General features: G+C 73.8%; 7 protein-coding genes and 1 tRNA gene. 2 read left to right on the top strand and 6 right to left on the bottom strand.

Annotated features, from left to right (window positions below; translation table 11 throughout):
- Nucleotides 1–508, top strand: a 508-nt coding sequence (locus tag STRAU_RS05315) for a LysR family substrate-binding domain-containing protein (RefSeq protein WP_037657667.1), incomplete at its 5' end; no start/stop codon positions are given.
- Nucleotides 509–517: 9 nt separating this feature from the next.
- Here STRAU_RS05315 and STRAU_RS05310 read toward each other — a convergent pair.
- Nucleotides 518–2,389: a putative bifunctional diguanylate cyclase/phosphodiesterase gene (locus tag STRAU_RS05310; protein WP_016639217.1), complete on the bottom strand. Its 1,872-nt coding sequence runs from the start codon at nucleotides 2,387–2,389 to the stop codon at nucleotides 518–520.
- Nucleotides 2,390–2,729: 340 nt separating this feature from the next.
- Between STRAU_RS05310 and STRAU_RS05305 the strand changes: the two genes are divergently transcribed.
- The gene (locus tag STRAU_RS05305; protein ID WP_259299830.1) at nucleotides 2,730–4,010 is read left to right on the top strand and encodes a M6 family metalloprotease domain-containing protein; all 1,281 of its coding nucleotides are present in this window, start codon (nucleotides 2,730–2,732) and stop codon (nucleotides 4,008–4,010) included.
- A gap of 131 nt (nucleotides 4,011–4,141) precedes the next feature.
- Here STRAU_RS05305 and STRAU_RS05300 read toward each other — a convergent pair.
- The 5 genes from STRAU_RS05300 to STRAU_RS05285 form a co-directional block, all read right to left on the bottom strand.
- Nucleotides 4,142–4,215 (bottom strand) — tRNA-Lys (locus STRAU_RS05300).
- Nucleotides 4,206–4,829 carry a bifunctional DNA primase/polymerase gene (locus STRAU_RS39560; RefSeq protein ID WP_259299829.1) on the bottom strand — a complete coding sequence of 208 codons (624 nt, stop codon included), beginning with the start codon at nucleotides 4,827–4,829 and terminating at the stop codon, nucleotides 4,206–4,208. The genes STRAU_RS05300 and STRAU_RS39560 overlap by 10 nt, the downstream gene beginning before the upstream one ends.
- Before the next feature lie 131 nt (nucleotides 4,830–4,960).
- Nucleotides 4,961–5,335, bottom strand: a complete 375-nt coding sequence (locus STRAU_RS05295) for a hypothetical protein (RefSeq protein ID WP_037657666.1) — start codon at nucleotides 5,333–5,335, stop codon at nucleotides 4,961–4,963.
- A 238-nt stretch (nucleotides 5,336–5,573) separates the two neighbouring features.
- Nucleotides 5,574–6,911, bottom strand: coding sequence for an AAA domain-containing protein (locus STRAU_RS05290; RefSeq protein WP_016639213.1), 1,338 nt, complete (start codon nucleotides 6,909–6,911; stop codon nucleotides 5,574–5,576).
- Nucleotides 6,908–8,512, bottom strand: coding sequence for a hypothetical protein (locus STRAU_RS05285; protein WP_016639212.1), 1,605 nt, complete (start codon nucleotides 8,510–8,512; stop codon nucleotides 6,908–6,910). The genes STRAU_RS05290 and STRAU_RS05285 overlap by 4 nt, the downstream gene beginning before the upstream one ends.
- Nucleotides 8,513–8,580 lie beyond the last annotated feature (68 nt).

Raw genomic sequence — 8,580 nt, 5'->3', positions numbered from 1 at the left:
GGCGGGCCTCGCGGGCGGCACGGCCGACGCGGCGCTGCTGCGGCTGCCGTTCCCCGGCCAGGAGGCCCTCGACATCGACGTGCTGCTCACCGAGGAGCGCTGGGTGGCACTGCCCGCCGGGCACCGCCTGGCCCGCCGGGCGGAGGTCGACTTCGCCGAGCTGCTCGACGAGCCCTTCGTCGCCGCCCCGCCGGAGGCCGGCTGGTGGCGCGACTACTGGCTCGCGGCCGACGAACGGGACGGCCGCCCGGCGAAGATCGGCGCCGTCGCCCCCACCGCCGACGCGTGGCTGACCGCCATAGCGGGCGGTCACGGCGTCTCCCTCACCCCCGAGGCCACCGCCCGCTCCTGCCGCCGCCCCGACGTGACCTGCCGTCCGGTGCGCGGCGTCAGCCCCGGCGGGATCGGTGTGGCCCGCGCCCGGGGCACCGAAGTCCCGCAGGTGGTGCGGGACTTCGTCGAGGCGTGCGTGACGGCACGCGACGAGCCGGAGCGTGCGGGGGCGTGACCGTACGCGTCACGCGCCCTCGTCCTCGTGCGGTCCGTCGAGAAGTACGGAGATACGATCCGCCGCCACCGGCCGCGAGTACAGCCACCCCTGCCCGGTGTCGCACCCGATCCTGCGCAGCCGCTCCGCCTGCCCGGAGGTCTCCACGCACTCCGCCGTGACGGTGAGCCCGAGACGGTGGGCGAGCTGCACCAGCGCCTCGACGATCACCTCGTCGGCGGGGTTGATGTGCGCGGCGGCCTCGCCGTACTCGCCCTCGTCGTACTGGAAGCCGCGGACGAAGGAGCCGTCCAGCTTCAGGACGGAGACCGGGAGCCGGCTGAGGTAGGCGAGGTTGGAGTAGCCCGTGCCGAAGTCGTCGATGGCGATGCGTACGCCCATGTCGCTGAGCGCCTGCAGGGCCTGCAGCGGGCGGCCCGCGGAGCCCATGACCGCGGACTCGGTCAGCTCCAGTTGCAGCAGCCGCGGCGGCAGGCCCGTCTCGGCGAGGATCTCGGCGACGTCCGCGACCAGGTCGGAGTCCCACACCTGGCGGACGGCGACGTTGACGCTCACGAACAGCGGTTCCCGGTCGGGGTGTTCGAGCTGCCAGCGCCGGGCCTGCCGGCAGGCGGTCCGCAGCACCCAGCGGCCGAGCTGCACGATCGAGCCGTCTTCTTCAGCAAGTCCGATGAACCGATTCGGCGTGAGCAGCCCGAACTGCGGATGCTGCCACCGCACCAGCGCCTCGACCCCGCGCACGCCGCCGCCGTCCAGGCCCACCAACGGCTGGTAGTCCAGGACGAATTCGTCGCGCTCGACGGCGGGACGCAGCGAACTGGCCAGCGCCTGCCGGGTCATGCGGTGGGCGTTGCGCTCGGGGTCGAACAGCGTCCAGCGGGCCTTGCCGTCGGCCTTGGCCCAGTACAGCGTGGTGTCCGCGGCCTGCATCAGGCCGGTGGTCGTGGTGCCGGCGGCGCGCCGCTCGACGACGCCGATGGAGGCCGAGAGGGACAGCCGCTGCCCGGCCAGGTCGAAGGGCTCCTGGAGCGCCCGCAGGGTCGTCTCGGCGAGCTCGGTGAGCTGATCCGTGCCCATGGAGTCCTCCACGAGCAACGCGAACTCGTCCCCGCCGAGCCGCGCGACCAGGGGCGCCGACGCCCTGCCGTACCCGGCCTCGTCGGCGAGCGCGGTCAGCCGCTCGGCGACGGCGGCGAGCAGCCGGTCGCCGACGCGGTGGCCGAGGGTGTCGTTGACGGCCTTGAAGCCGTCCAGGTCCAGATAGCACACGCCGATCCGGCCGGTGCTCGTGTCGTCGTACGCGCCCGCCTCCAGCGCCGTCGCGAGCCGCTCGAAGAACAGCGCGCGGTTGGGCAGCCGGGTCACCGGGTCGTGCATCTGCAGATGCCGCAGCCGGGCCTGCAGATCCCGGCGCGCGCTGATGTCGGCGGCGGCGAGCAGGACCGCGCCCGCGCCGTACCGCTCGCTGCCGCCGGGCAGTGGGGACGCGGTGATCTGCGTCCACAGCGAGTGCCCGTCGGGGTGTTTCAGCCGCCGGGTGCAGCGCAGCTTGGCCTGCCGGCCACGGAGCACCTCGCGGTACGCGTGCCAGGTGCGGGTGTCGGACGTGAGGTCCACCAGGTCGGCGGCGACGCGGCCGGTGAGGTCGGCGGGGTCGGCGCCGAGCAGCTCGGCCAGCGCGTCGTTGGCGCTGACGACCAGGCCCTCGCGGTCCACGACGGCGAGGGCCAGGGGGGCCGCGGCGAAGGCGGCGTGGTAGTCGGCGGTGTACTGGACGAGAGGGCCGGTCGGGCCCGGTTGGTGACGCTCCGTGACGGCAGGCCGGGCGCGGCCGTGTGCTGCGACCGCTGTGGCGGTCGGCCCTTGAGAGGTTCCGTTCACCGCTTGCTCCCGCAGTGCAATTGATGTCGAGCAGGTCGATGGGCCCCGAATCCTGGCGGGTCTGGTGAGGCGGCCGGCCGGTTGGCGGGCGGCCGACGGGGCCGCGAAAGTGTGCCGATCATAGAGGCAGGCCGTCCGGGCGTTCCAGCCGTGGCACCGCGAAAGGGGGCTTCCGGGGCTCCCGGCAGATCGTTTCTGCTCGGCCCTGTACGGGCTTATCTGCGGCCGGACCGCTTGTGACGGTCGGTGAGCGGTCGGAGTGTCGCATCCTGGCCGTTCGTCACTCGGCCGGGTCAGACAAACTGGGCGAAGTTCAACAAAACATCACAGGGTGGGTGGGGTGTCTCGCATTCCGCACCCGGAGGTCGACGTGGAGCGTCAGCTCCCCCCTTGGATGCTCACCCGTGGAGGGGAGTGGCCGCGCCTGCGTACCGCGGGAATCCTCTTCACCTGCCTGACCGCCCTGGCCGCCACCTCACTGGTCGCGGGACCGGCGATCGCCCACGGCACGGCGGGCCCGTGCGCGCTGCGCCGCACGCCCGCACACCACTCGGAGGGCCTTGACACCTGGAACGCCGCCTATCCGCGGCCGTCCCGCGCCCTCGACGCCGTCATGGTCTTCCTGTCCTTCCCGGACTCCCCGCCACGGACGACCCCCGACGAGCTGGCGGAAGACTACTTCCCGGCCACGAGCGAGTTCTTCGAGCGAGCTTCCTACGGAAGGTTCACGCTGCGCCCGCACCCGCAACACGAATGGGTGGAAATGCCGGAGGATTCGATGGCGTACGCCATAGAGCGGGACTGGAGCCCGCAGCGCCGCGCCGCCTACCTGCGGGACGCGGTGGCGGCGGCGGATCCGTACGTGGACTTCTCGGCGTACGACGTCGTCTACTTCGTGGCCGATCCGGACGCCCCCGGCGTGAACTCCGACGCGACGAAGGTCGTGAACTTCGACCACCCGATGCACGCGGACGGCACGCCGATCCGCCGCATCGTCACGGTCTTCGAACGCCATCCGCCGGACCGCAACGTGCTGGCCCACGAGACGGGCCACGTCTTCGACCTGCCGGACCTCTACCACCGCCCCACGGACGGCAAGGGCGACTGGGACACCCATGTCGGCGACTGGGACGTCATGGGCAGCCAGTTCGGCCTGGCCCCCGAGCTGTTCGGCTGGCACAAGTGGAAGCTGGGCTGGCTGGCGCCGCGGCAGGTGGTGTGCGTGGCGGGCGGTCCGCGCCGGCTGACCCTGGATCCGCTCTCCGCGCCCCCGGCCCGCAGCGGTACGACCGCCACCAAGCTGGCGGTCGTGCGTACCGGCCGGGGCAGCGCGGTCGCCATCGAGGCCCGCGGCGCCCTGGGCAACGACCGGGCGACGTGCAGCGAGGGCGTGCTCGCCTACCGCGTCCGCAACGAGACGGCCTCGGGCCGGGGGCCCATCGAGGTGATCGACGCCCACCCCGACTCGGCCGCGTGCGGCAACGAGTCGGTGTACCCGCCGCTCGCGGACGCGCCGGTGCGGGTGGGGGAGAGCTTCACGGTGCCCGAGGAGGGAGTGCGTATCGAGGTGGAGGACCGGACGGCTTCGGGGGCTTGGACGGTCAAGATCACGCCTGCGTGACTCCGGGGGCCCGGGCCGACCCAAGGGGGGTGTGGGTGGCGAAGCCCCCACAACGCGCGGCGAAGCCGCGCAGAAAACACGATGGCGAGGAGGTCCACGCTTTCCGTGGACACACCTCGCCATCGCCGTCGTGCGCCGCCAGGGACTCGAACCCCGGACCCGCTGATTAAGAGTCAGCTGCTCTAACCAACTGAGCTAGCGGCGCCTGCTGACGTCGTAGACCTTAGCACTCTGATCGCCGCGGGGAAAAATCGATATACGCACTGCAGGGCTGGTCGCCGCCCTGGCCGCGCGGACGCAGGCCCAGAGCACCACATCCGGGCCCGGGAGCCACGGGCGGCGGCTGCCGGGGGCCACCAGCCAGCGCGATCCGAGCTGGTCTCCGGGGTGCTGCCCGGGCGAGAGGGGCGGCACGGTGACCGCGTCGCCCGGGCCGTGGCAGAGCAGCGAGGGTACGGCCCGGGCCCACTCCTCCCATGCCAGGAGCGAGGGCAGCCGGCGGGCCGTGCCGGGGGTCGCGAAGAGCAGCATGCGGCCGCGGTGCGCGGCCACGGGGCCCGAGCCGGGGCCCTCGTGCCATAACCGGTCCACCATCTGCCGCCCGAAGACGGCGGGCACGCTCACGACGTCGAAGACGGTTCCGCACGACAGCACGGCCGGGGCGGTGGGGCGCGCCCGCCAGTCGGTGAGCAGGCTCTGCGGATACGTTTCAGCAGAGGCTAGCCAGGCTGCGCCCGCGGGGGTGACGTCGCAGGCGTTGGCGGGGACGGTGGCCGCGGTGGCAGTGGCGGTGGCGGTGTGGTGGGGGAGGGTGCTCATGTCCACTACATCTACCGGTGGTGAGTGTCTGGTCTCACAGAGTTGCGGAAAACGGGGGCGGTGGGGGCTGTTGTGAGGTACCTTGCCGCCCTGTCCGGCATATGCCGCAGGGTCTCGTTGGCGGGTGCGACTCAGTGGGGGGCCTGGGGCCCGGGGTCCGTCGCGCCGGAATCGGCACGCATCAGCTCGCGGCCGAACTCGATCATCTTCTTCGCGTAGTCCTCGGTCCACTGGGCGCGCTCGGCGATGGCGGCCGTGGTGAGGCGGTCGAAGCGGCGCGGGTCGGCGAGCTGGGCGGCGGCGATGGCCTGGAACTCGACGGAGCGGTCGGTGGCGGCCCGGAAGGCCAGGGTCAACTCGGTGGCCCGGGCGAGCAGTTCGCGCGGGTCGTCCATCGACTCCAGGTCGAAGAAGTGCTCGGGGTCGGCGGCGGCTTCCGCGGGCTCGAAGAGGAGCGGTGCGGGGCGCATGCGCTGGCTGGACCGGGGCCGCGAGGGCTCCGCCATGTCGTTGTCCTCTCGTTCGTACGCCGCGTGGCCGCATCCATTGTCCCCTGTCCCGCAAGACGTCCGCGCGGCTGCTGCTCCTTTCCGTTTGTGGGGGGTGCTGTCTCGCCTGTTGTTCGGTTGTGGGGCGGGGCCGGCGGAACGGGTGGGCACAGCCCAGGCCGGCGGTGCGGGTATGTGGGGGGAGGGGTATCCCCAGGTCGGCGGTGGGGTGAGGGGTGGGGCGCCCCAGGTCGGGCTAGGGGTGCCAGGGGACGCGGTGCTCAGACAGGCGGGCCAGGATTGCGTGGTTGGCCTCCCAGCCGTCGGGGAACTTGACGGTGACGCCCAGTTGGACGGGCTCCGTCGACGGGTGGTCGTCGAGGAGCGCGCCCACCCCCGCCCGGCACACCACGACGCACGCGTGCCGATGCCGCGAGGCAAGCACGCACAACCGCCCCGTCTCCAGGTGGAACGCCGTCGCGTCCGGCCGCCCGGAGAGCGGGTGCAGCACGACGGTCACGTCGAACTCCCGCCCCTGGAGCCGGTTGGCGGTGTCCACGGTGACGTCCACGACACCGAGCGAGGCGAGCGCGGCCCGCACCGCCGCGGCCTGATCCCGGTGCGCGGTGCCCACCGCGACCCGCTCGGCGGTCAGCGGCGCGGGCGCCTCGGACCGCTCGGACGTCGCGACCCCGCCCCGGTCCAGCAGCCGCCGCACCACGAGGGCGACCGCGTGCACGGCCTCCGGGTCCGTACGCGGAGTGTGCCGGGCGGGCAGCTCCAGCAGCCCCCAGCCCGAGGCCGCCGCCTCGTCGATGACCTTGTCGGGGCCCGAACCGTCCGACGGGACAGTGAAGTTCAGCGACCGGTCCCCGTGCCCCGTACCACTCCGGAAGGGCGTGTACGGGTAGAACGCGTCGGACACCAGCGGCGCGGCGGACGCGGGCAGGCGCCAGGACACCGGCAGCCGGTGCTGCGGCAGCTCGGGATTGTGCGCGAGCAGCGTGGTCACGGCACTGGCGGAGGGGTCGTACGCGAGCCCCGCCCACTGCTCGGCCTCGGCGATCGCGAAGGGATCCAGCTGCCCCGGGTCGCCGACGAACAGGGCCCGCTCGAAGAGCCCGGCGACGGCGAGCAGCGCGTCCGACCGCATCTGGTACGCCTCGTCGACGATGGCGTGCCGCCAGGGCTCGACGCCCTTGACGTGCCCCCACTTCGCGGCGGTGGACACGACGACGTCGAGCCCCGCGAGATCGCCTGCCTTCGCGGACTTGCGTACGTTGGGCAGCTCGTCGAGCGCCTTGTCGTACGGGTCGGAGTCGCTGCTGTGCAGCCGCCCGACGGGCAGCTCGGGATCCTTCTCGGCGAGGCGCAGGACGAGGTCGTCGACCTGGGCGTTGGTCTGGGCGACGACCATCAGGGGCCGCCCCGCGGCGGCCAGTTCGCGCGCGGCGCGCACGACGAGCGTGGACTTGCCGGCGCCGGGCGGCGAGTCCACGACGACACCCCGGTGCGCGCCGTGCAGCGTGTCGCGCAGGATCGCGTCGGTGGCCCGCGCGGCCGCGGCCGCGGGATCGAAGGCGGTCGTACTCACAGAAGGTCCTCCGAGGTCACCGGATCCGGCCGCTCACCGGGGGCGCCCACACTCACCGCGCCTTCCGGCGGCCCTCCGTGGGTCCACGGCGTGTCCTCGGGGTCGGGCAGCCGGGGCCCGCCCCGCTGCTCGTGCTCGAAGAGCGTCCAGCACAACCGGTCGCCCACCTCCGGCACGGAACCGGGCTCGGCCTCCTTGGCCCGCCCCATCTTGTCCAGGAGCCGGAGGACCACGCCTCCGTCGGCGTCGTACGTCACGAACTGCGCGGCCTGCGGCTTGCCTTCGAGGGAGCGGTACACCCGCACGCCCGCGTCCAGATGCGGCCGGTCGCCCGTGCGCACGGTGACGACCGGGCGCGGCCGGGGCGAGCGGCCCTCGCTGTAGGCCATGACGACGTCGGTCACCTCCCCGGCGAACGCCTCGCCGGCGAGCCGCCGCCCGGCCATCACCAAGGGATCGTCCAGAGCCTCCTGGGCGTCCAGGCGGGCCTGCTCGCGCTCGCGGGTGCCGAGCTTGTTCGCCGCGGTGACCGCGTCGTCGACGCGCGGCTGCGGCGGCTCGCCCGCGGCCACGCGGTCGCGGTGGCCGGTGAAGGACCAGCGGTCACCGCGCCACCGGTCGATCGCGTGCGGCGCCTCGGGCAGCGTGCACAGCGCGTCCAGGCCGCGCCACACCGCGTCCCAGGTGGGGCGCGTGCGGCTCTCCACCAGGGCGTCGATCTCCCGCTCGGCGGCGGCGAGGGAGGCGAGCAGACCGTCCGCCTCGACACCGTCAGCGGCGGCGGCGAGTGCCGTACGCGCGCGGTCGTACCGCTCGATGGCCGGGGCCAGGAGCTGGTTGTCGAACGCCGGGTCCGTGGCGGGCCCGGCGGGCGGGCACAGCAACTGCCCGTCGGTGTCCCGCGCCAGCTCCGCGCGGAGCGCCGCGTCCGCGCCCGAGACGCCCTCGGGCGCCTCGATCCACGCGAGGAGCGCGCCCAAGTGCTGCTCCTCCAGGGAGGACTGGCCGGTCGCCCAGTGCCGCGACAGCAGGTCGGTCATGGCGAGCAGGAGCGACGAGCCCGGCACCCGGGAACGCTCGCCGAAGTGCGTGAGCCAGCGCCCGAGCAGCGGCACGCGCGGGGGCGCGGGATACGGCGCGTCCGGATCCTGCTCGGCCGTCCGCCGGAACCGCATCGAACGGCCGAGCAGCCGCACGAACTCGACGCCCGCGCGGCTCGGCACGATGAGCTGCGGCGCGTCCGCGCACAGCTCGACCTCGACCTTGACGCGCTTGCCGGTCTCCGGGTCGGCCTCCGTGCGCTCGGCCGCCTCGACGTCGCCCTCGTACGACTCCACGTACGGCAGGAGGATCTCGGCGAGCCGGGCCAGGAAGGCGAAGCGCAGGTCGCGGTCGCGGGGCTGGGGCACCGTGAGCAGGCGCGGCGACGTGCGCTCGGTGCCGATCAGGGCGCCGAGCGGGGCGCCCGCCTCACCGGCGGTGGTGAGCGGCACGAAGACGAGGGGCCGCTCGGAGAGATGCCGGTGCCGCACGGTCGCGCGCGGCCGGGCACGACCGGTGGTCGTCGCCTCCAGCCGGGCCAGATTGTCGATCAGGGACAACGCACACCTCCGGAGAGCGCCTCCGCGCGCAACGCGCCCGCCCGCCGCAGCGCCGCCACCGCCGGGTC

Source organism: Streptomyces aurantiacus JA 4570 (genome assembly GCF_000414115.1).
GTDB lineage: Bacteria > Actinomycetota > Actinomycetes > Streptomycetales > Streptomycetaceae > Streptomyces > Streptomyces aurantiacus_A.
The sequence above is the reverse complement of the archived record's forward strand: the minus strand, read 5'-3'. Positions and strand labels throughout refer to the sequence as shown.